This is a genomic window from Leucobacter chromiireducens subsp. solipictus, from assembly GCF_016758195.1.
GTDB classification, from domain to species: domain Bacteria; phylum Actinomycetota; class Actinomycetes; order Actinomycetales; family Microbacteriaceae; genus Leucobacter; species Leucobacter solipictus.
Genome location: NZ_QYAC01000001.1, coordinates 230,933 through 251,035 on the forward strand (window position 1 = coordinate 230,933; position 20,103 = coordinate 251,035).

Sequence of the window (20,103 nt, forward strand, 5' to 3'; positions counted from 1 at the left end):
TGGCCGTGAGATCAAAGGGGCAGTCCGGGGCGGTCTGCACCGACCACGCGCGCGCCCGTGAAGAACTCTAGCAGCCGCGCATCGCCGTGGCCGCCGAGCCCGGAGGCCCCGAAGAACGACTGCTCGGAGCCCGGCGCCATGTCGAGCACGCTCGTCCCGTTGAGCTTCACCTCGCCCGCCGGGAGCTGGACGGCAAGCGCGCGGCCGGCCTCCTCGTCGCGGGTGAACACATACGCGGCGAGGCCCACGTGCCCGCGCGACGCCGCAGCGAGCGCGGCAGCGTCGAACGCGTCGTTCGTCTCGGGGATCGCGTGCACGACCAGGATCGGGCCGAACACCTCAGCCTCGGGCTCCGCACCGTTCCCGTCGAGAATCGTCGGGGGCACAAAGCATCCCGCCTCGGGTACCGCGGCCTCGGCGACGATCCGTGCGCCCGCGGCCACGAGCTCGTCGCGCTGCGCGAGCAGTTCCTCGCGCCGTTCGGGGAACGCGACGGGACCGATCTGCGTCGCCGGGTCCAGGCTCGACCCCACCACCCAGCGCTCAGACTCGGCCGCGAGCGCCGCGAGCAGCTCGCCGTGCACGCTCGCCGCCGCGTAGACGCGGCGCGGTGCCTCGCACCACTGGCCGGAGAGTTTCCAGGCCCCGGCGATGAGCGCCTGTGCCGTGGCGGGGATGTCGGCGTCGGCGCGCACGATCGCCGGGTTGTTGGCCCCGAGTTCGAGCTGCACCCGGGCGAACCGGGCTGCGCTGCGCACCGCGATGTCGCGGCCCACCGGCGTGGAGCCCGTCATCGAGATCGCGGCGATGCGCGGCTCCTCGGACAGTGCTTTCCCGAGCACCGCGCCGCCGCGCACCAGCGACCAGGTGCCCGCGGGGAAGCCCGCCGCAGCGGCGGCCTCCGCGATGAGCTCCGCGCTGTGCGGCGCGGCCGAGGACGGCTTAACCACCACCGGGGCACCGGCGGCGAGCGCGTAGGCCATCTTCTTCACCACCATCGCGCTCGGTGCGTTCCACGGGGTGATGAGCGCGGCGGGTCCCCAGGGGATCCGGTGCACCCGCACGTCCGCGTGGTCGGCGTCGAGCGGCCCCGCCGCCGCCGCGGTGCGCGCGTGGACGATCGCATCGCGCACCGTGTCGCCGTTGCCGCCGCCAAACAGCTGCGTAACGCTGATCGGCACCCCGGAGTCGAGCGCGTCGAGGCGCGCGATCTCCGCGCCGCGCTCGTCGAGCCCGGCCGCGAAGGCTTCCAGGATCCGACAACGCTCCGCAAGGCCCAAGCCATGCCACCGCGCGTCGGCGTGCGCGGCGTCAGCCTCCGCGATCGCGCGCTCCAGCTGCGCCTCCGAGGTTTCGCGGGCGAGCGGCAGCGCCGCCCCGGTGTTGGGGTCGACCGGGCGGATCCGCTCGGGCCCCTCGGATTCTTCGGCTCGACCCGCAATCCAGGTGCGAAGGAGTGGAACGGTGGTGGTCATCTCAGATCCTGTCGAAGTAGCGGCGAAGGTCCCAGTCGCTCACGGCGGAGAGGAACGTCTCCCACTCGTGCTCGCCCAGGACGGCGTGATGGTGGTGCACCTCATCCCCGACCAGCGTCGGCGCGAAGGCGCTGTCCCGGAACGCCGCGACCGCGGCCCCGAGGTTGGCGGGGAGCCGCTCCGCGGCCGTCGGCTCGCGCGTGGGATCGTGCGGGGCGCGGAGTTCGAGCTCGCGTTCGATCCCGTCCCGGGCCGCCCCCAGGAGACCGAGCAGCGCGAGGTAGGGGTTCGCATCAGCCCCGGGCGTGCGGAACTCGAAGCGGAGCTGCTCCGGCGCGAAGCCGAGCACCCGGACCGTTGCGGTCCGGTCCGCCAGCGCCCAGGAGTTCCCGAGCCCCGCGACCCCGTCGCCGCGGTGCCGGCGATACGCGTTGATCGTCGGCGCGAACCAGAGCGTGAGCCCGGGCGCGTGTTGCAGCGTCCCCTCCACGGCGGAGCGCATGAGCGCGCTCATCTGGTGGGGCGCGGCGTCGTCCCAGAAGCTGAACGCCCCGTCGGTGCTGCGCAGCGACAGGTGAATGTGGCAGCTCGACCCCGGCTGCCCGTTGTGCGGTGCCGGCATGAAGGTGACCGACATCCCCGCACGCGCGGCCGAGTCGCGCACGGCGAGCTTGTACAGCGCGTGCTGATCCGCCATCGCGAGGGGTTCCCCGTAGCGGAACGTCATCTCCCACTGCCCGTGACCGTGCTCGGACTGCGCCGCCTCGACGCCGATCCCGGAGGCCTCGAGATCGGCGCGCAGCTGCTGGAAGAAGGGCTCGTAGGTGTTGCCCTCCTGGATCCCGAAATCGCACGCATACGCGGTCGTCGGCTCGAGGCCCCGGAAGTCGTTGCGGCGCAGCTCGCGCGGATCGTTCAGGTAGAGGTAAAACTCGAGCTCGGTCCCGGCCGCCGGTGCGAGCCCGGCGTCCGCGTAGCGCGCGAGCTCGCGGCGCAGCTGCACGCGCGGCGACACGTCGAGGGGCGTGTCGGTGCCCGGAACGTAGGGATCCGCCATGCAGATCGCAACGTCCGCGAGCCACGCGGCGCGGCGCAGCGTCGACAGGTCGGGGCGGAGCGTCGCGTCGGGGATCCCGTTGTGCAGCGTGCACAGCGGGAAGGCACCCGCCTCGATGAGTTCCAGGCCCTGCTCGATGTCCCAGGCCCACACGCAGGTGCAGATGTCCACGCCGTTCGCGATGATGCTCGGGAACTGGGCGGTGGGAACGCGGCGACCCATGAGCCGGCCCTGCAAGTCTGGCGTCGCGATGATGACGGTGCGGATCCCGAGGTCCGCGAGTTCCTCGGGCTGCAGCAGCCAGTCGTTCATCGGGTCAGCCATCCGCCGTCAACGGGCAGCTGGATGCCGTCGATCCACTCCGCCTCGCTCGAGAGCAGCCAGGACACGGCGCGCGCGATGTCGTCGGGCGTGCCGATCCGCTGCACGAGCAGACGCTGGTTCATGAACTCCTGCGCCTCGGGGCTCGTGACCCCCTCGAGGTCGAAGAAGTCGGTGGCGATCGGGCCGGGGGCCACGCAGTTCACGCGAATGTTGTCGGGCGCGAGCTCCACGGCGAGCGCCTTCGTAAGCATCGGCACCCCGCCCTTCGAGGCGTTGTAGTGCGGCTGCGCCGTGGTCCCACTCGTCACGACCACGGAGGCCTCCACCGTGGAGAGGTTCACGATCGCCCCGCCGCCGGCCTTCGCGATCTCGAGCGACACCTCCTGGGCGACGAGCCACTGGCCCTTGAGGTTGACGTCGAGCACCAGGTCCCAGGCGTCTTCGGTGAGGGTGCGGAGCGAGTGGTCGGTCACGAGGCCGGCGTTGTTGACGAGCAGGTGGATCGCGCCGAAAGCCTCCACGCCAGCGGCGACCGCCGCCTGGATCTGCGCGCGATCGCGGACGTCGACGACCGCGGCGATGGCGCGGCCCCCCGCCGCGGTGATGAGCTCGACGGTTTCTGCGGCCGCTGCGGCGTTGACATCGGTGATGATCATGGCGGCGCCCTCAGCGGCGAGCCGGATCGCGGTCTGCCGGCCGATGCCGGATCCGGCACCGGTGATGAATGCGGTCTTGTCGAGGTGGCGCGGCGTTGCGGTGTGCTGAATCACGGGGTTCCTTAGTGCTGGAGTGCGGGTTGGGCGGATGGCTGGGGCACGGCGGGGCTGTGCTCCTGAGAAGGGCTGTGCCCCAGAGAAGGGCTGTGGATCGGGTGACCGGCCGCGAACGCGCGGCTCGCGGCCGTGAGCCAGGCGAAGACGGGATCGGCATCGAACACCTCAGGATGCCACTGGGTCGCGACCACGGGGGCATCCGTAAACTCCAGGCCCTCGATGACGCCGTCGGGCGCCACCGCCGTGACCCGGATGCCCCGCCCGACCGTGTCGACGGCCTGGTGGTGGAAGGTGTTGACGCCCGGCTGCTCGCCGTAGAGTTCACGGAACAGGCTGCCCGGTTCCGTGCGGACCGTGTGGGCACGCTCGCGCCGGGGTCGATCACCCGGGACGTGACTGATCGGGCCGTCGTCGGGAAGGTGCTGGATCAGCGTGCCGCCGCGCAGCACGTTCAGCAGTTGGGCGCCCCGGCACACGCCGAGCACGGGGATCCCTCGCGCGATCGCTGCTGCCGCGAGGGCGAGCTCGAAGGTGTCACGCTCGGCAGAGGACGGCCCGGTGCGGGGGCCGGGTGTCTGGCCGTAGCGGGCCGGCGTGACGTCCTCCCCGCCCGCGAGCAGGAGACCGTCGAGGCGCTCGACGAGGGCGACCGGATCCGCGTCCAGCGGGAGGTGGACGGGAAGCCCACCGGTCGCGCTGACGTTGATCGCATACTCGCTCAGGTACAGATCGGCGGGGGCGTCGACAAAGCCGGCGGGGGCACCCATCTGGGCACCGGACAGGCGTCGTCCGCTCAGGCCAATCAGTGGCATCTGGGGGTTCACTCGGAGATTCCTCTTTCAGCGGGAAGGGGGCGGGTCAGGGAGAGCAGCCAGGCAATGAGGGGTGCGGCGGCGATGATCACGAGCAGCGTAATGGAGACCGGACCCCAGGTGGGGGTCCCGTCGGGGCGGGCGTCACCGACGAGCAGGGGGAAGTTTGCGACGATCAACACCGCCCCGATCAGGAGGCCGAGCGCCCCGAGGCCGGGGGCGATCAGGCGCTGCCACAGCGTCGTCCGCCCGGGGGCGCGGCGGAAGGCGACGATCACGGAGACGCAGGTGATCGCCATCAGGATCGCGATTGCCACGCTCCCGATCCCGGCACCCCAGGAGAACATCATGTCCGCGGTAATTCCGACCCCGTTGGCGAGCAGGATGAGGATCGCGGCGGTGGCGACCTGCACGAGCGCGGAGCGGTGCGGTGAACCGTGCACCGGGTGGACCGCGCCGAGCCCGCGCGGCGCGAGACCCCGGTGCGCCATCGAGTGCTGGTAGCGCGAGATCACGTTGTGGAGCGAGAGCACGGCGGCGAACATACTCCCGAGGAACAGGACCGCCACGACGATCTCACCCAGCGGCCCGAGGTACCGCGCGGTGAGCGTGGTGAGGAGCCCCGACGGGTCCGCGCCGGCCTCGGCAACGATGGCGCTCGGGCCGGCGGCCATGATGAGTACCCAGGTCCCGAAGGCATAGAACAGGCCGACCAGGATCGCGGAACCGTAGGTGGCCCGCGGGATCGTGCGGTCGGGATCCCGCGCCTCGGAGCGGTACACCACCGTGGATTCGAATCCGATGAACCCGGCGAGTGCGAACATGAGCCCGAGCGCCGGCGAGCCGGAGAGGATGTGGCTGAGCAGGAACGGGCTGCCGTCGAGCCCCTCCGCCCCGCCGCTGGCGATCACGACGACGCCGAGCACGAGCACGATCCCGATCTCCGCGGCGAGCACCACGAAGAGCACCTTCGAGCTGAGCTCGATGTGCCGGTACCCCAGGATGCCCACGAGCGCGATGCTCGCGATCGTGAACAGTGTCCAGTGCAGCTCCGGTCCGCCGAGCGCGGCGATGCTGCTCGAGAGCGTGGCCCCCAGATACGAAAAGACGGCGGCCTGCACCCCGCTGTAGCACACGAGCGCGAGCCCCGCAGCGGCCGCCCCGGCGCGCGGGCCGAGGCCCACGGCAACGTAGCTGGAGAATGTGCCCGTGCCGGGCACATGACGGTTGAGCGCCATGAGCCCCACCGAGAACAGCAGCAGGATCGCCGCGGCGACGATGAACATGATCGGAAATCCGATGCCGTTGCCGAGCAGGATACCGACGGGCACGAGGCCGCCAACCACGGTGAGGGGTGCGGCGGCGGCGATCACCATGAAGGTGATGGAGACGGGGCCCAGACGCCCCCGCAGGGCGGTGTCACCGGCCTGCGGGGTGCTGGGGTGTGGTGCGGTGGTCGTCATTGACTGCTCCAAGTGGTGGGGGCGCGGATTCGCCTTGGCCTAATATATATACCAATAGTCCATTCGCGCTAGTCCGCGGCCACAATCACCCCCGTTTCCCCGGCGTCAGCTGCCCCGCGACCATCGCGACGAGGGCCAGCGCGAAGCCCGCGAGCTGGATCGGTGCGAGCGTCTCCCCCACCACGAACGCCCCGAGTGCCGCGGCGACGAGCGGCGAGAGCAGGCCGAGGAGCGCCGTGGCGGTGACGGGCAGGCGCCGGATTCCCGAGAACCAGATCGAGTAGGTCAGGAGCCCGCCGACGAGGGCGAGCCAGAGGTACCCGGCGACGGCCGGGCCATCGATGGCCGTCGGCACGCCCTCCAGCGCGAGCGTGGGAACGAGGAGCACGATCCCGCCGGCCGCAAGCTGCCACCCGGCCAGCGACATGGCACCCACCCCTTGCGGGCGCCCCCAACGCTTCGTCAGGACCACCCCGAGCGCCATCGACACCGCCCCGACGAGCCCCGCGGCGACCCCGACCGCGTCGAGCCCGGCACCCGGCCCGAGCACGACCATCGCGATTCCGACGACACCGACCAGGCCCCAGGCGAGCCGCCAGCCGGACAACCGCTCACCGAGGAGGACAATGACGAGGAAGGTCACGATGATGGGCTGCAGGGCGGCGAGCGTGGCCGCGACCCCTCCGGGCAGCCGCTCGGCGCTGATGAACAAGAGCGGGAAGAACGCCCCGATGTTCAGCGTGCCGAGCACCGCGCTCTTCCACCACCACGCACCGCGCGGCAGGCGTCGGGTGAGCGCGATCGCCAGGAGCCCGGCGGGCAGCGCGCGCATGAGCGCGGCGAACAACGGGTGTCCCGGCGGCAAGAGCTCGGTCGTGACGACATAGGTGGTACCCCAGACCGCGGGGGCCAGTGCGGTGAGCAGGGTGATCCCCACGCGATTCGTGGGCGAGAAAGATGCAGAGGTGATGTTCACGGTTCTATCGTGCGGCTCATCGCATTCATGAGTCCAACACATGCTTGTCATGCCATCTATCTCAGTGCACGATAGATGGCATGGAACTGCAGCAGCTGCGCTACGCCGTCGCCCTCGCCGAGGAGCTGAACTTCACCCGGGCCGCGGCCCGATGTCACGTGGTCCAGTCCGCGCTCAGCCATCAGATCAAGGCCCTCGAGGGCGAGCTGGGGGTGGCGCTCTTCGCCCGCACCAGCCGCCGCGTGGAACTCACCGCGGCGGGGGCGGCGTTCCTGCCCGGGGCGCGGGCCAGCATTGACGCGGCGGAGCGCGCCGCGAGCGATGCCGCCGCCGCGGTCGGCCGCGTGACCGGCACGCTCACCGTGGGCGTGATCCCCACCGTCTCCGCCATCGATGTGCCTGCCGCGCTCCGCGCGTTCCGGACGGCACACCCCGAGGTGCGGCTCGCCGTCCGGGGCGGCGGCAGCGCCCAGTTCGAGGCGGCGATCGCCGCCGGCCGGCTCGATGTCGCGTTCCTCGGCCTCCCGCCCGGCCGCGAACCCCGCGGGGTAGCCTGGCGGCACCTGGCCACGGACACGCTCGTCGCGGTGCTGCCCCGCGAGCACGGCCTGGCCGGGCGGCAGGAGCTGGCCCTGCGCGAGCTCGCCGACGACACCTTCGCCGATTTCCCCGCAGGCACCCCCGCCCGCGCGCAGAGCGATCTCGCGTTCACCGCCGCGGGGATCCCGCGCGACGTCGCCTTTGAGGCCACCGAGGCCGTCCTCACACTCGATCTCGTGCGCCACGGGCTCGCGGTCACGCTGCTCCCCTCCCGCGCACTCCCGGCCGATCCCGCCCTCGTCGCGGTTCCGCTCCGGGATGGGCCCACACGCGACGAGTACCTCGCCTGGAGCACCCTCAACCCCAGCCCCGCCGCCCGCGCGTTCCTCGCCGCCCTCGACCGCCCCGCCCCGCCTGCCACGCCTGTCACGCCTGTCACGCCCAACGTTGGGTGAGTGCGGGGCGGGCGCGGGCACTCAGGGGGTGAGCCGTGATTTCGGTGAGGCGCACTCACGAACGGCGATCCTGACACTCAGTCCTACGGTGCAGCGAGAACTTGGTCCAGACTGAAAAAATGACGTCTCGACGGCAGGATGCCACCCGGGATTCCCCGGAGCACCTCGGCAATGCCGCCCGAGCCATCGCATTCTTCCCGCTCCTCATGAGCGTCTACGCAGTGTTCTACGCGGCGTGGTGGCCGTTCGCTTGGGGGTTCTGGGGTGCGGGAGCGTTTCTGGTCGCGGCGCTCCTCGCCCTTGCCTTCGCCGTCCGCGGAATCGCACAGATGCAGCACTCCGCCCGCTTCGCACCACCGACGGACGGGCCCTCTGACCCGGAAAATCAGCGGCGCACCACCGCGATAACCCGGATCAACTCGATCGCGCACCCGGTGTGGATCCTGGGCAGTATCGTGCTCCTCGCCCTCGGTCGGGGCCGGTGGGTGCTGCCCCTCATGGTGGTGGTGATCGGCCTGCATTTTATTCCGATGGCCCGCATCATGGATCGCCGGATCGACTACGTGCTCGGGCCGGGCTCGGCGCTGTTCGGGGTCGCGGCGGCGCTGCTCGCGCAGGATCCGACGGTGCCCTGGCTCACCGTGTTCGGGGTCGCCGGGGTTGGCGGAGCGCTCGCCACGCTCACCTACGCGTGGGCGCTCGCCCGCGACTACCGGCGGCTCAGTGTCCGAGCCGGGCTCCCATTTCCCGACGCGGCTGAGACGTGAGGGACAGACCTGCGCGATCCGGCAACACCGGCTACGGGGTGACCCCGAGTTCCGCGGAGACCGCGAGATGATCGCTCGTTCCGAGCGGCTGGGTTGTCATGGCGCGCGGGTCGAAGCCGCGCAGCAGCACGTGATCGAGCCGCACCACGGGGAATTTCGCGGGCCAGCTAAAGCCGAAGCCCCCCGCGGTCTGGCGCGGCTCCTGCAGCACTTCCAGTAGCGGGGCGAACGCCCGATCGTCGGGCCCCGCATTGAAGTCGCCGAGCGCGATGATCCGCGGGCTCGCGTCCGCGCGCACCAGCTCCGCCAGCTCGGCGAGCATCTGGTCACGCGCGTCGTGCCCCTGCAGGCGCGCGGAGGCGGCGTGCACCACGTACACGGAGGTGTCCCCGCCGGGGGTGGCCACCACCGCGCGGAGCGCCCGCGGCCACCCCAACCCCAGATCGAGCGGTTCGGTGTCCCGGATCGGGTACCGGCTCCACAGCCCGACCGTGCTGGCGTTCGCGGTGTACGGGTAGGCGTCCTGCAGGGCTCGCCCCAGCTCGGCGCGCGAGTCGGCGTCGATTTCCTGGAAGGCGAGCAGATCGGGCTGCTCCGCGAGCGCGCCCCGGGCGCTCGCAAGCGGATCCCCCGCCCCGCCCTGCAGGTTCTGACTCAGCACGGTCACCGTCCCGGCGGACGCCCCCGCCGTTGCGGGTTCGAGCGGGAGCACCCGGGGCACGAACACCCAGGACCACACCGCGACCGCGGCGAGACTCACGAGGATCCCCAGCCAGGCCCGGCGCGCGAGCGCGGCGATCAGGAGCAGGGCGACGGGGACACCCAACCACGGCAGCATCGCCTCAAACGGCAGGGCGAGACCCCACACGTCCGGAAATCGCTCCGGCGCGAGCATCGCCGCGATGCTGACCGCGGCGAGCGCCGCGATCAGCACGCCAACCCGCCTCCGTCTGCCTGTCCTGTGACCCATGCCTGTCCCTCCGCCAGCGAAGCCACCGATCGTAGCAACCGGCGCACTCGGCTTCCTGACTCCGGGCTGTGCCGGAGCTGGCAGGGTGCCGGGCTATCCGGTCACTGCGGGTGCGCACGAAGCCAGGCGAGCACCTGATTCGCGTGCGTGTTCGGCGGAAAGATCGGGTAGAACACGTGCTCGATGCGGCCCTCGGAGACAATCAGCGTGAGTCGCGAGTACAGGCGCGCGTGTCCGGGCGCGGCGAATGTGGGGAGCGCGAGCGCATCGCCGAGCGCGAAGTCCGGGTCGGAGAGCATCGTGAACGGGAGCCGCAGCCGCGCCGTCACCTCCGCCTGATATCCGGTGTCCTGGCTCGACAGCCCGTAGACGCGGGCCGCGCCCGCCTCCGCGAGCTCGGTGAAGTGGTCCCGGAAGCTGCAGGCCTGGGTGGAGCAGCCGCGCGCCCCCGGAATCCCGTCCCACCCCTCGGGGAGGTCGACGCCGGGGCGCCCCGTGAGCGGATACAGGTAGATGACGGTGCGGCCGGGCCCGAGCCCGGCGAGCGAAACGCGTGATCCGGAGCTCTCGCCCAGGCTCAGATCCGGCAGCGACATGCCGGGCAGGTGCGCCGCGGCCCCATCGTCCTCGGGGACGGGGAGCCCGTCCGGGAGCCGTGTGAAATCGTGCGGGGGTGCCGCGGCCTGGGCCGCGGCGTCCGGGATCTGCCGGTCCGCCGCCGCCTCGAGTCGGGCGTGCAGACTGGTGCGGCGCGCACCCAGCTCCGCGATCATGCCGTCGAGCTCCGCGATCGCGTCGCGGTACACGGCGAGCGAGCTCACGCACTCGTCACTGTGCTCGTGGCCGGCATGCAGGCACTCGAGGAACGGGGCGGATCGTCCGGGCGGGATCCCGAGCCGCTGCAGCGCGCGGATCTCCTGGACCGCCCGCACGGCGGTCTCGTCGTAGAAGCGATACCCGTTCGGGTCGCGCTCGGGGGCGATCAGCCCGATCTGCTCGTAGTAGCGGATGGCCTTGATCGTGGTGCCGGCCTGCGCCGCAAGCGTTCCGATTCGCATGGTGTTCCTCCTGGGCCCACGCTAGACCCTCCCCTTGGGGGCAGGGTCAACTCGGGATCACGCCACCGCCCGCGGGGCCCCGCTCCGTCCTCGTCACGATCGGGAGCAGCGCGAGCAGGACCGCGGCCGCGACCAGCGACACCCGGAACCCGCCGTTGGCACCGAAGGCGTCAATCAGCGGCCCCGCAACCGCGGGCCCAATGGCGACCCCGAAGGCGAGTCCGGCGGTCGACCAGGTGAGGGCTTCCGTCAGCGACGGCGCCGGCACCGCCTCCTCAATGAGCTTGGTGGCGAGGATCATGGTCGGCGCGAAAAACGCACCGGCGATGAACACGGTGACGGACAGCTCCACGACCGTCGAGATCCAGATCAGCGGCAGCGTGGTGAGCGCCGTCCCGACGATCCCGACCCGGAGCAGCACGCGGGTGGGGCGGCGAAGGGTCACCGTCCCGAAGACGATGCCGGAGAGCGCGGAGCCGAGCGCGTACACCGCGAGCACCACGCTGGCCGAGGCCGGAATACCCTGCCGCTCCGCAAACGCCACACTCGCCACGTCCACGGTGCCGAGGATCGCACCCATCGTGAGGAGCGTCACCACCATCCCCCACACGGCGGGAACGCGGAGCACACTGAGCGGCCCGGTCGCGACGCCCTGCCTGCCCGGCCGGGGTTCGCTGCCGCGCTGACTCAGCAGCCAGCCGGCGCCGAGAAGCAGCAGGATCCCGCCCACGAGAGGTCCGGCTTCGGGGAACACGGCCACGCTCAGGCCGATCGAGATCGGGGGCCCGAGCACGAAGCTCAGGTCGTCGAGCACGGTCTCCCACGCGAACGCGGTGTGCAACTCCGGGGCATGCGCGCCCTCCTGCTCCCGCGCTCGCTCGAGGATCCCCACCCAGCGCACGCGGACTAACGCCGGCATGCTCGGAAGCAGCCCAGCGAAGGCCGCCGCAACAAAGATCACGGGGACGGGCCCGTCCAGCCGGAAGGTGAGGAGGAGCACGGCGAGCGCACCGAGGCTGACCGTTCCGGCAATCGGGACGACGCGGCGCTGCCCGAAGCGATCCACGAGGCGCGCGACCTGCGGTGTCGCAACCGCCGAGGAGATCGCAAACACCGCGGCGAGCGCACCCGCGTACCCGTAGCTGCCGCGCGCGGTCGCCACCATCGTGATGAGCCCGATCCCGATCATGGACAGCGGCATCCGGGCCAACAGCCCCGCGCTGGTCAGGGGGATCGTGCCGGGCAGGCGAAATAGTGCGCGGTAGCTCGAAGCCATAGTGACGCTCTCTGTTCTCACGGGTGGTACGAAGCGGAACACCCCGCGCGCTGCCGCGCGCACCCGCTGACAGCCTAGTCCTGCGGCGCAGAACTCCCCAGCCCACGCGTCTCGGCTTGGTGCCGGATCGGTTCCGCTGATAGGGTTCGTGCGGGCCACTCCGGCCCCGTGCCTGTGTTCCCGACCTTTGCGAGGTGATTCCGTGCCCAGTGACAGTTGCAGTCAGCAGCCGGATCCCGCGGAACCCCGCGCTGTGTCCCGCCCGGGAATGTACGTCTAACGAGCGTTTCTCGCGGTGTCCGGCTCCCTCCTGGGCGCGCAATCCGTCGTGCGTCCGGATTCTCTTCCGTGCGCCGCACGCGTGGCGCACCCGTGCAAGGAGCATGAGCCATGGCCCTCCCCCAGACGCAGACCACCGATGAGCTCGTCACCACGATCACGCAGATGATCGCGGCGCAGGATCTCACCTCCCTCACCCACGTCCTCTCGCCCGTCACCCCCACGGATCTCGTGCCCGTGTTCGAGCGGTTGAGCCGCAAACAGCGGGCCGTGATCTACCGGCTCCTCGCAAAGGATCGCGCCGCGGATGTGTTCGAGCTGCTCGATCCGCCGCTCCAGAGCGACCTGCTGCACGGGCTACAAGACGCCGAGGTGTCCCAGTTGTTCGCCGACCTCGACCACGACGATCGGCTGTGGCTCCTGGACGAGGTTCCCGCGGCGCTCGCCACCCGGCTGCTGCGCGGGCTCCCGGAGCAGGAGCGGGTCCTCACCTCAGCCCTCCTCGGCTACCCGCAGGGCAGCGCGGGGCGACGGATGTCGCTCGAGTACGTGTCCACCCGGGAGAGCTTCACGGTTGCAGAGACGATGGACCGGGTGCGGACCCGGCTCGACGATGCGGAGACGATCTACACGATCCCCGTGCTCGACGATTCCCGGCACGTGGTGGGCGTGGTCAGCCTGCGGGGCCTGCTCGGGGCCGCCGGCGAGACGCTCATCTCCGCCCTCATGAGTCCCGCGCACACCGCCGCAGCGGAAGATGACGCGGAGCTCGCGGCACGGCGTTGCGCGGATCTGCAGCTGCTCGCCATGCCGATCGTGGACCGGGAGCAGCGACTCCTGGGCATGCTCACCATCGACGACGCGATCCGGATCCTGGAGCACGAGGAGTCCGAGGACGCCGCGCGCCAGGGCGGCACCGAGCCGCTCCGCCGCCCCTACCTTTCGACGCCGGTCGGCTCGCTCGTCCGCTCGCGCGTGGTCTGGCTGCTGGTGCTCGCCGTCGGCGCGACCCTCACCGTACAGGTGCTCTCGGTGTTCGAAGCGACGATCGAGCAGGTCACCGTGCTCGCCCTGTTCGTGCCGCTCCTCATCGGCACGGGGGGCAACACCGGCAACCAGGCCGCCACGACGGTGACGCGCGCGCTCGCGCTCGGCGACGTGCAATCCCGTGACTTCATCCGGGTGCTGACGCGGGAGCTGCGCACGGGCGGCATGCTCGGGCTCCTGCTGGGCACGCTCGGCTTCGCCATCGCGGCGATCGCCTACACGCCGCAGATCGGCCTGGTCATCGGGCTGACCCTGCTCTGCGTCTGCACGCTTGCCGCGGCCGTGGGCGGCTGCATGCCGCTCCTCGCCCGCGCCGTGAAGGTAGACCCGGCGGTCTTCTCCAACCCGTTCATCTCCACCTTCGTGGACGCGTCCGGGCTGATCATCTACTTCCTGATCGCGCGGAGCGTGCTCGGGCTGTAGCCCGGGACCGTCTGCCCCAGGCGTGTCCCGGTTCCCTATGCTCAGCCGCTCAGCCGCTCAGCCGCTCGGCCGCGACAACCAAACCCGCGGAGATCCTGCGGCCACGTCCGGTTTGCCGCAGGGAATCTCCTCGGATTCCGTGAATCTCCACCTGATTGAGCGAGCTGCGACAGGCTGGAGCGCCGCGATCCCACAGTGATACTGGGACTGAGCGCCTCGACGAGCACCCAAGCGGTACCGCATCGGGCCGGTGCAGCTCGCGGAAGAACACGAATCGCGGGCACTACTGTGTGTGGACCCGGGTCGGATGCCTCCGGGACCCGAGCTTCCCGAAGAAGCATTGACTCGGCGGAATCTTCGGGTGGATCGTGCACAGCGCCTCGCCCCGTCCGAGCTCGGCGGCCGCCCGCTTCAGCGGTTCGACAGCGGCGCGTCCGAGCCCTGACCGGCGGTGCTGTCCATCGGCAAGCACGAGACTGACGTTGATGGCCCAGCTGCACCTCGGAACCCAAGCACTCGATGCGTTGGGCCCTTGGCGCTCCGCTGAGGAGCTACTCGTCTCGGATCGGCCGACGCCGCCGCGCTAGGCGCTCGCCTCGGCGGCGGCGCGGAACGCGGCGGCCCGGGCCTCGTAGTCCGCGAACTCGTCGAAACTGGGGGCCCCGGGCGATAGCAGGATCACGTCGCCCGGGCCCGTGAGCTCCCGCGCCCGCGCAAGCGCGTCGGCGAAGTGGGTGCCGGGGGCCTCGGCCGCGAAGTCCGGTCCGAGCTCCGCGCGCAGTCGGGCCCCGGCCGGGCCGACGGTGACGACGCGCGTGCCGCGCTCCGCTCCGGCGGCGCGCAGGTGCGCGAGCAGCGGGCCGAAGTCGAGCCCCCGGTCGGCACCGCCCGCAACGAGCACGACCCGGGAATCCGCGTACGTCTCGAGGGCCGCGACGACGGCTTCCGGGGCGGTGGCGAGGCTGTCGTCCACCCACACGCGGCCATCCGTCGTGGGGATCACCTCCAGCCGGTGGGCCAGCGGGGCGAATGCCCGGAGCGCGGCGAGCAGCCGCGGCCGGTCCGCCGGAGCAACGCTCCGGTGCACGCACACCGCGGTGAGGGCGAGCGCCGCGTTCATGAGGTTGTGCGCGCCGCGCAGCGTCGTCTCCGCGCTCGTGACCGTGCCCGCCTCGCCCCAGTGCAGCGCGTCATCGGTGACCGTGATGCCGAGCTCGGCCGGCGTCACGAGGCGAGTCGTTGCCGCCGCGCGGGCGCGGGCGCGCTCGGCGAGCTCCCCGGTGAGCGCGGGCAGCACCACGGTTTCGGCACCGTGGGCGATGAGGTTCAGCTTGTCTCCCACATACGCCTCGTAGCCGCCGTGCCACGGCAGATGCTCCGGGTAGAGCGACGTGAGCACCGCGGTGCGCGGCGAGGCGGTGAGCTCGGCGGCCTGGTAGCTCGACACCTCGGCGACGGCCACCTCGAGTCCGGGGGCCAGCTCGCGGGACACAGGTATCCCGACGTTACCGGCGAGGGTCGCAGTGACGTCGAGCGCGCCGAGGAAATGGGTGACGAGCGTGGACGTCGTGCTCTTCCCCTTGGTGCCGGTGACGGCGATCACCCGGTCGCCGTGCTCGGTGAGCCAGAGATCCATGAGCGAGGTGATGGGCACCCCGGCGTCGCGCAGCGCAGCGTACTCGGGCGAGGTGTGTGGGATCCCGGGCGACTTCACCACGACGTCGGCGTCGCGGAGCGCGGCGAACGCGCGATCGCCCGCGACCACGGGGCCCGGGGCGTCCACGGGAGCGGCGCCGTCGCCCGTGACGACGATCTCGATCGAGCCCGCCTCCCCCGCAAGCTCGGTGTAGGCGCGGGCGCCCTCGCGCCCCGCACCCCAAATGGCGAGCCGTTTGCCCGCCAGCTCACTAAATCGCACGAACAACGCCCTCCAGCTTCGGGGTGAGGAAGTGGGCCTCGTCACGCCACGCGAACACGGCCTCTCGCTCCGCCGCCGTGGCGTCGAGCGCCGCGATCTCCGGCTTCGCGAGGAAGGGGTGTCCCTGCCAGTCGTCGTGATCGCGCAGCAGGCTCAACGCCACGCGGCACTCGTCGGGCTCCCCCACGCACTCGAACGGCTTGACGAGGCCGTCGGTCCCGAACAGCTCGAGGAAGCCCTGGTACTGGGCCTCGTCCGCGAACAGGTCGCGCCCCGAGAAAATATCGAGCAGGGCCTGGCGCGTCAGGAACGGGGCGAGCATCAGGAAGATGAAGTGGCACTTGGGACACTCCCCGCACCAGCCGGCCGAACCGTCGGCGGCCATCCGGTAGGCGCGATTGCAGCTGGTGAACACCCCGTGGTACTGCGCATAGCTGGCGAAGCGACGGGCGATCCGGATCTCGTTGAGCGGGCGCAGCAGCGAGAGATACTGGGGCGCGCCGGCCGGCAGCGAGGCCCGAAGCAGCCCCTCGAACTCGGAGCCCTTGGACCACTGGTGATTGATCACGCGACCGGACCACGCGAAGTTCCCGTACGAGGAACCGGCCTCGTTGCTGAACACGACAGCGTCGTAGCCGAGCGCCAGCGCCGTCAGCGTCGCGATGAGCGAGTTGATGGCGGTGACGGGCACGTGGCCGTTCGGGGCCCCGGCGGCGTTCAGCGCCAGGAGCGCCGGATCGATCGCGCGGCGCACGCTCACGAGCGGCTGATCCGCGACCTCCGCGGTCCGCACCATCGGGGTCTTCGGGTTCACCGCGAACAGGCCGACCTCGTAGCCGGCGCCGGCGAGCGCCTCAATGGAGACGATGGAGTCCTTGCCACCGCCGACCGCAACGAGCGCGCGGCGCGGCTCCCCGGCCGGATCCGGCCGCGACCCCGACGGGGTGCCCGGGCCGCTCGGCTCGGGCCGCTCGGCGGCCACGATCTCGGTGTCGAAGACCTCGGGCAGCGAGTTCACGAACGCGAACTCGCCGAGGCCGTTGCGCAGCAGCTCGGTGATGAACGTGCGCTCGGTCGGGGTCAGCCCCGAGGGCACCACGTACCGCGTGGGCGCGAACGCCTTGAAGTAGCTCAGCGACACCGCGAGCGCGAGCAGCCGCAGCGTCGGCGCGACGAGCTCGGCCGCCGCGTCGTCGAGCGCGGCGGGCAGCTCGATGACCTCGGTGAACTCCGCGACGACCGTGTCACCGGCCAGCGCGGCGCTCGGCAGCTCGATCACGGCACCGCGTACGCGCGGCTCCTGGCATGCAAAGTGCGTTACGGCGTGAGTGGACTGAAACGGCGCGTCTCCCATAGCGGTCAAGCCTACACCGGGGACCCGAGCCGACACCGGCCCGGGTCCCCGGGTCCCGGTTACCAGCCCTCGCGCAGCACCCGGCCGAGCGCGGCAACCACGAAGTCGGCGCTCTCGGGAGTGAGGCACAGCGGCGGCTTCACCTTCAGCACATTCGAGCGTTCCGAAGTGGTGAGCACCACGACGCCGAGCTCGCGCAGCCGCTCACAGATCGCGGCGGCCTCCGCCGCGGCGGGCTCCATCGTCTCGCGATCCCGCACGAGCTCGACCCCCAGGTACAGGCCCGTGCCGTGCACGGGGCCGATGAGGTCGTGGGTCTCGGCGAGCTCGCGGAAGCCCGCGGCGAGTCGTGCGCCGACGACGCGCGCGTTCTCCTGCAACCCCTCGGCGGCCATCGCGTCGAGCACGGCGAGGCCCACCCGGCAGCTCAGCGGGTTCCCGCCCGCCGAGGAGAAGAACTGCCCCTGCGAGGCGAGGGCGTCGGCGATGCGCTTCGACGTGATGACCCCGCCGAGCGGGAAGCCGTTGCCCATCGGCTTCGCGATCGCGATGATGTCGGGGCGCACGCCCGACTGCTCGAAGCCCCAGAAGCTCGACCCCATGCGCCCGAAGCCGACCTGGACCTCGTCGGCGATACACAGGCCACCCGCCTCCCGGACCCGCTGGTATGCCTGCTGGAGGTAGCCTTCCGGCAGCATCACGCCGCCCGCGTTGCCGAGCACCGACTCACACACAAACCCGGCGACCTCGCGCCCCTCGGCCGACAGCCGGTCGAGGTCCGCGCCGAGATCGGCCGCGTACCGCGCGCCGGTGTCCGCTCCGCGGTAGGTGCCCCGGAAACGGTTCGGGACGTCCGCGACGTGCACCCAGTCCGGGCGGGTCTCCGCCGCGTACGGGTTGTCGTACGCGCTCGTGGTCACCGCGTCGGAGGCCATGGTCCAGCCGTGGTAGGCCTCGCGCAGGGACACGATGGTGCGCCGCCCGGTCGCCGCCTGCGCGAGGCGCAGCGCGAGATCCACCGCTTCCGAACCGCTGTTGACCAGCAGCACCGTGTCGAGCTCCGAGTCCGCCGGCAGGAGCGCGAGCAGGCGTTCGCTGTACTCGGCGAGCTCCCGGAACAGGAAGCGCGAGTTCGTGTTGAGGATCCGCGCCTGGCGCTGCATCGCGTCGGCAACGCCGGGGTGGCCGTGGCCGAGCCCGGTCACGTTGTTCACCACGTCGATGTAGGCGCGGCCCGTCGTGTCGATCAGGTGATGGCGCCACCCGCGTTCGATCTGCATGGGGCGCTCGTAGTAGCGTTCCTGGGCGCTCGCGAAGATCTGCTCGCGGCGCGCGAGCTCGTCCCCGGCCTCGTCGCGCTGCGCGAGCTCCGGGAGGCCCAGGAGCGCCGCCGGATCGTGGCTGAAGCGCGCCCAGGCGGGCACCCGCTCCGGGGTGACCAGCGCGGCACCCGCGCCCGGCTCGCCAGCATTCGGTTCGCCGGCACCCGCGCGCCGCAGGCCCACCACGAGCGGCCGGGGGGCCGTCGCCGCGGGGAGATCACCGATCCCGTCGCCGAGTGCGAGTTCGGTGCCGAGCTCGATCGCGGGATCGAGCCCCCGGACCTCCAGGGTCCAGCCGCCCGACGCTTCGATCCGGACGCGGTCGGGGCCCACGGCCACCACGCGGCCCGCGAGCGGGGTCACCACCGGGAGGATCCCACCCGCGGACAGCCAGGTCTCGGTGTCGACCGGCCAGGTTGCCGCGGCATCGACCGCGTCGATCTGCGTGCGGGTCAAGCGGTACACCCCGTAGGGGAACACCGCGGCACCGGCGTCGGCGGTCAGCGCCGCCGCCACAAGCTCGGCCTCGGCGGCATCCGCGAGCCACCTGCCAGCGTCGAGCGCCTCCGATTCGACGCCCGGATCCAGCACCCGGACCTCGCCCTCGAGCGTGGGCAGCAGTGCGCGGAGTGGCGGGGCCGCAGACCGTGCGACGCCCGTCCCCGGGGCCGCGAGCAGCCCGAGGCCGGTGCCCTCGGGCACACCCTGGAAGCCGAGCCGCGCGAGCACCTGCTCGGTGGCTTCCGCGAGCGGCACCGAGGTCGCCGCGTCAAAGATCGCCTGCTCGCCGGCAACGCGATCCCGCGCGTAGGCGTTGTCGCCGTCGATCTCGAGCTGCCGCCAGCCGCTTGCCACGAGGACCGCCGCCCGGAGCACGATCAGCGGCCACACGGCGCGCGCCTCGGCGGCGCTGAGCGGGGCGCCGCGGTGGAACGCGGCGATCAGATCGAGCAGCCGCAGCGGCCGCTCGGGGTCGTGGTGCAGCATCGAAGACGCGGTCACCGCGAGTTCGGCGACCCGCCAGCCGACCGCGAGATCCCCGAGGTCGAGCACCGTGTGCGGGTGCACGCGCCGGTCCTCGCCCATCAGGCCCGTCACGTTGTCGTCGGTGAGGTCACCGTGGATGACCTGGCGCGGGAGCGCCTCAGCCACCCCGTCGAGCGCCAGCTGCGCGTCACGCGCGGCGCGCAGGACCCGCTCGCGCAGCCCCGCGTCCGCGATGGCGGGCGCGAGCAGCTCGGTCTGCTCCGCGGCCACGTCCATGACCCACATGTGCGTGCGGTCGAGGCCCGGGTGGCTGAGCTCCGCGAGCGCGGACACCGACGCGGCCGCCAGGGTGCCGAACTCTTCGAGGACCACGGGCGCGAAATACCCGAGGTCCACCATCGGAACCCCGGGCGCGAAGGCGCTTCGGCGCACCGCAAAGCCACTCCAGCGTTGCGTTTGTGCACCATCAGTCCCGGGAAGGACCTCGGCGACGGGCACCCCGGCCGCCTGGTACGCCGCGAGCGCGGCGTGCTGACCGTCCCGCTCCCCGTCCGTGAACACGGGATTGTCGATCCGGAGCACGCTGCGCGTCCCGTCCGGCTCCGTCAGGAGGAAGTTGCGGTCCTGGTTACTGCCGAGCTCGGTGGCGTCCGCCGTCAGCCCGTAGCACTCGCGCGCGATGGTCACCGCGTCCTCCGGGGACACGTCGGGACGCACCAGTCCGCTCGTCTGCTCTTCCGTCATCGTGAGATCTCCATCTCTGGTGTCGAAGTGAGGTCGTGCGTGTGTTGGGTGCGCGCATCGCGTTCGCGGGGCACTCGGGCTCG

At 71.7% G+C, this 20,103-nt stretch carries 15 protein-coding genes; 3 read left to right on the forward strand and 12 right to left on the reverse strand.

The window, feature by feature from the left end:
• Positions 1–11: 11 nt before the first annotated feature.
• From D3230_RS01105 to D3230_RS01130, 6 genes are all read right to left on the reverse strand, one after another.
• Positions 12–1,475 (reverse strand): aldehyde dehydrogenase family protein, encoded by a 1,464-nt coding sequence (locus D3230_RS01105; RefSeq protein ID WP_202343163.1) that lies wholly within the window; start codon positions 1,473–1,475, stop codon positions 12–14.
• A 1-nt stretch (position 1,476) separates the two neighbouring features.
• Positions 1,477–2,844: a glutamine synthetase family protein gene (locus tag D3230_RS01110; RefSeq protein ID WP_202343164.1), complete on the reverse strand. Its 1,368-nt coding sequence runs from the start codon at positions 2,842–2,844 to the stop codon at positions 1,477–1,479.
• Positions 2,841–3,626 (reverse strand): SDR family NAD(P)-dependent oxidoreductase, encoded by a 786-nt coding sequence (locus tag D3230_RS01115; RefSeq protein WP_337249032.1) that lies wholly within the window; start codon positions 3,624–3,626, stop codon positions 2,841–2,843. Before D3230_RS01115 ends, D3230_RS01110 begins: the two co-directional genes overlap by 4 nt.
• 8 nt (positions 3,627–3,634) lie before the next feature.
• On the reverse strand, positions 3,635–4,453 hold the full coding sequence (locus D3230_RS01120) for a gamma-glutamyl-gamma-aminobutyrate hydrolase family protein (protein WP_337249033.1): 819 nt from the start codon (positions 4,451–4,453) through the stop codon (positions 3,635–3,637).
• The gene (locus D3230_RS01125) at positions 4,450–5,904 is read right to left on the reverse strand and encodes an APC family permease (protein ID WP_202343165.1); all 1,455 of its coding nucleotides are present in this window, start codon (positions 5,902–5,904) and stop codon (positions 4,450–4,452) included. Before D3230_RS01125 ends, D3230_RS01120 begins: the two co-directional genes overlap by 4 nt.
• An 85-nt stretch (positions 5,905–5,989) precedes the next feature.
• On the reverse strand, positions 5,990–6,880 hold the full coding sequence (locus D3230_RS01130) for an EamA family transporter (RefSeq protein ID WP_337249034.1): 891 nt from the start codon (positions 6,878–6,880) through the stop codon (positions 5,990–5,992).
• 80 nt (positions 6,881–6,960) lie between these two features.
• Here D3230_RS01130 and D3230_RS01135 point away from each other — a divergent pair, with 80 nt between their 5' ends.
• Together D3230_RS01135 and D3230_RS01140 are read left to right on the forward strand one after the other, a co-directional pair.
• Positions 6,961–7,875 carry a LysR family transcriptional regulator gene (locus D3230_RS01135; RefSeq protein ID WP_202343166.1) on the forward strand — a complete coding sequence of 305 codons (915 nt, stop codon included), beginning with the start codon at positions 6,961–6,963 and terminating at the stop codon, positions 7,873–7,875.
• A 119-nt stretch (positions 7,876–7,994) separates the two neighbouring features.
• A complete protein-coding gene (locus D3230_RS01140; protein ID WP_202343167.1) occupies positions 7,995–8,642 on the forward strand; it encodes a hypothetical protein in 648 nt (215 codons plus the stop codon).
• A 31-nt stretch (positions 8,643–8,673) separates the two neighbouring features.
• On the opposite strand, the gene D3230_RS01145 is transcribed toward D3230_RS01140, so the two are convergent.
• From D3230_RS01145 to D3230_RS01155, 3 genes are all read right to left on the reverse strand, one after another.
• Entirely contained in the window at positions 8,674–9,576 is a 903-nt protein-coding gene (locus D3230_RS01145; RefSeq protein WP_202343168.1) for an endonuclease/exonuclease/phosphatase family protein, read from the reverse strand.
• A 137-nt stretch (positions 9,577–9,713) separates the two neighbouring features.
• Positions 9,714–10,670, reverse strand: coding sequence for a MerR family DNA-binding transcriptional regulator (locus tag D3230_RS01150; protein ID WP_202343169.1), 957 nt, complete (start codon positions 10,668–10,670; stop codon positions 9,714–9,716).
• A gap of 46 nt (positions 10,671–10,716) precedes the next feature.
• Positions 10,717–11,946 carry an MFS transporter gene (locus D3230_RS01155; protein WP_202343170.1) on the reverse strand — a complete coding sequence of 410 codons (1,230 nt, stop codon included), beginning with the start codon at positions 11,944–11,946 and terminating at the stop codon, positions 10,717–10,719.
• A gap of 390 nt (positions 11,947–12,336) precedes the next feature.
• Between D3230_RS01155 and mgtE the strand changes: the two genes are divergently transcribed.
• A complete protein-coding gene (mgtE, locus tag D3230_RS01160; RefSeq protein WP_202343171.1) occupies positions 12,337–13,695 on the forward strand; it encodes a magnesium transporter in 1,359 nt (452 codons plus the stop codon).
• A gap of 583 nt (positions 13,696–14,278) precedes the next feature.
• Here the strand turns inward: mgtE and murD are convergent.
• Genes murD through D3230_RS01175 form a run of 3 tightly spaced genes read right to left on the reverse strand, consistent with a single transcriptional unit; the run spans position 14,279 to position 20,020 of the window.
• A complete protein-coding gene (gene murD, locus D3230_RS01165) occupies positions 14,279–15,613 on the reverse strand; it encodes a UDP-N-acetylmuramoyl-L-alanine--D-glutamate ligase (protein WP_202343172.1) in 1,335 nt (444 codons plus the stop codon).
• On the reverse strand, positions 15,603–16,967 hold the full coding sequence (locus D3230_RS01170; protein ID WP_237466639.1) for a MurL-like N-terminal domain-containing: 1,365 nt from the start codon (positions 16,965–16,967) through the stop codon (positions 15,603–15,605). The genes murD and D3230_RS01170 overlap by 11 nt, the downstream gene beginning before the upstream one ends.
• Positions 16,968–17,026: 59 nt before the next feature.
• Complete coding sequence (locus D3230_RS01175) at positions 17,027–20,020, reverse strand: aminotransferase (protein ID WP_202343174.1); 2,994 nt, start codon at positions 20,018–20,020, stop codon at positions 17,027–17,029.
• Positions 20,021–20,103 lie beyond the last annotated feature (83 nt).

Bases quoted from the DNA above. Each gene is read 5' to 3' on its own strand.
- D3230_RS01105 (WP_202343163.1), bottom strand. From the start codon at position 1,475: ATGACCACCACCGTTCCACTCCTTCGCACCTGGATTGCGGGTCGAGCC.
- D3230_RS01110 (WP_202343164.1), bottom strand. From the start codon at position 2,844: ATGAACGACTGGCTGCTGCAGCCCGAGGAACTCGCGGACCTCGGGATC.
- D3230_RS01125 (WP_202343165.1), bottom strand. From the start codon at position 5,904: ATGACGACCACCGCACCACACCCCAGCACCCCGCAGGCCGGTGACACC.
- D3230_RS01135 (WP_202343166.1), top strand. From the start codon at position 6,961: ATGGAACTGCAGCAGCTGCGCTACGCCGTCGCCCTCGCCGAGGAGCTG.
- D3230_RS01140 (WP_202343167.1), top strand. From the start codon at position 7,995: ATGACGTCTCGACGGCAGGATGCCACCCGGGATTCCCCGGAGCACCTC.
- D3230_RS01150 (WP_202343169.1), bottom strand. From the start codon at position 10,670: ATGCGAATCGGAACGCTTGCGGCGCAGGCCGGCACCACGATCAAGGCC.
- D3230_RS01155 (WP_202343170.1), bottom strand. From the start codon at position 11,946: ATGGCTTCGAGCTACCGCGCACTATTTCGCCTGCCCGGCACGATCCCC.
- mgtE (WP_202343171.1), top strand. From the start codon at position 12,337: ATGGCCCTCCCCCAGACGCAGACCACCGATGAGCTCGTCACCACGATC.
- D3230_RS01170 (WP_237466639.1), bottom strand. From the start codon at position 16,967: ATGGGAGACGCGCCGTTTCAGTCCACTCACGCCGTAACGCACTTTGCA.
- D3230_RS01175 (WP_202343174.1), bottom strand. From the start codon at position 20,020: ATGACGGAAGAGCAGACGAGCGGACTGGTGCGTCCCGACGTGTCCCCG.